We start from the raw sequence: 422 nt of genomic DNA on the forward strand, positions 1-422 counted from the left end.
ACTTCCACCCGTCCGTTGCAAGGGTTGTTGTCTCCGAAACCCTACCGCTCACCTCCGCCGGAAAGCCGGACTACGTTACGCTGTCCGAGCGTTTCCTGTAGAATCTCTGCGAAATCAAAGGTGGCCGAGCCGCATCTGTCTTGCACAGCCTATCGGCTCTAAAGCTTCGCCAGCATGGCCTGCAATTCGACGATCCGAGCCATCAACTGGGGATAAGCGTTCTGCCAGTAGCCGTAGTGGTTGAGCAGACGGCGCATTGAGACCGGCAGGTCCTCTCTTGACATATAGCCCTTTTCGAAGGCCATCTTCATCACTTCCTCATAGTAAAGAATGCCGTTGATGAAGAGCGGATTGATCTCGTGATTTGAGGTCGAATTCGCATGCTGGCGGAAATAGGAAAGCGGATGCGGATGTCCGATGAT

At 53.8% G+C, this 422-nt stretch carries 1 pseudogene; it reads right to left on the reverse strand.

Annotated elements, in window-relative coordinates:
• Positions 1-158: 158 nt before the first annotated feature.
• A pseudogene (locus AF337_RS11470) lies at positions 159-422 on the reverse strand (glucosyltransferase); the annotation flags it as partial.

This window comes from Rhizobium ecuadorense (assembly GCF_001187535.1).
In the GTDB taxonomy this organism is placed as follows: Bacteria; Pseudomonadota; Alphaproteobacteria; order Rhizobiales; family Rhizobiaceae; genus Rhizobium; species Rhizobium ecuadorense.